Genomic DNA, 1,014 nt, shown 5'->3' on the forward strand with positions numbered 1-1,014 from the left:
GGGACCCGCTCAGCGCAGCAGCATCGCCCTCCCGGGCTCGCGCAGCACGCCGGCGACGTCCGTCAGGAACCGCGCCGCCTCGGCCCCGTCGACCAGGCGGTGGTCGAACGAGAGGCTGAGGGTCAGCACGTCGCGCAGGGCGATCTCGCCGTGGTGCTCCCACGGGGTGCGGCGCAGGGCGCCGACGGCGAGGATCCCGGCTTCTCCCGGGTTGAGGATCGGGGTCCCGGCATCCACACCGAAGACTCCGACGTTGGTGATCGAGAACGTCCCCCCGGTCATGGCGGCCGGGGCCGTGCGGCCGGCGCGCGCGGTGGCGGCCAGCTCGGCGATCGCGTCGGCGAGGTCGACCAGGTCGAGGCGGTCGGCGTCGGCGATCACGGGGACGACCAGGCCGCGGTCGGTCGCGGCGGCGATGCCGAGGCCGACGTAGTGGTGCTCGATGATCTCGCCGTTCGCCTCGTCCCACTTCGCGTTGAGCGCGGGCGTGCGACCCAGGGCGAGGCACACCGCCTTCGCGACGATCGCGAGCAGCCCGATGCGATGCCCGTCGAGGGCCCGATCGGTCTTGAGCGAGGCCAGCAGCTCGGTCGTCGCGGTCACATCGAGCGTGAGGAACGTCGTCGCGTGCGGTGCGGTGAAAGCGCTCTGCACCATCGCCGCGGCCGTGTGCTTGCGCACGCCGCGGATCGGCGTCCGCGTGACGCGCGGGTCGGGAGCGGCCGGGGGGACCGTCGACGCCGGAGGGGCGGAAAGGGCATCGGATGCCGAGACCCCGCCCGACGCGGGTGTGCGGGCGGCGAACTCCTCGACGTGCGCGCGGGTCACCGTCTCGCCCGGGTGGGCGGCGGCGACGAGCACGAGGTCGACGCCGAGGTCTTTGGCGAGCTTGCGCACGGGAGGCGTGGATCGCGGGCGCTCCACCGGCAGGTCGATCGGGCCCGTGCGCACGATGTCGTGCGGCGCGGCCTCGCGCATGGCGGTGTCGACGTCGAGCGCGAGGGTCGCGGACCC

Annotated in this window: 1 protein-coding gene; it reads right to left on the minus strand. The window is 74.6% G+C overall.

What is annotated here, in order from left to right; genetic code table 11:
• Nucleotides 1–9: 9 nt before the first annotated feature.
• On the minus strand, nucleotides 10–1,014 hold a 1,005-nt coding region (locus tag DBR36_RS16870; protein ID WP_146185415.1), incomplete at its 5' end, for a dihydrolipoamide acetyltransferase family protein.

The sequence above is a fragment of the Microbacterium sp. HMWF026 genome, from assembly GCF_003061325.1.
GTDB classification, from domain to species: domain Bacteria; phylum Actinomycetota; class Actinomycetes; order Actinomycetales; family Microbacteriaceae; genus Microbacterium; species Microbacterium testaceum_E.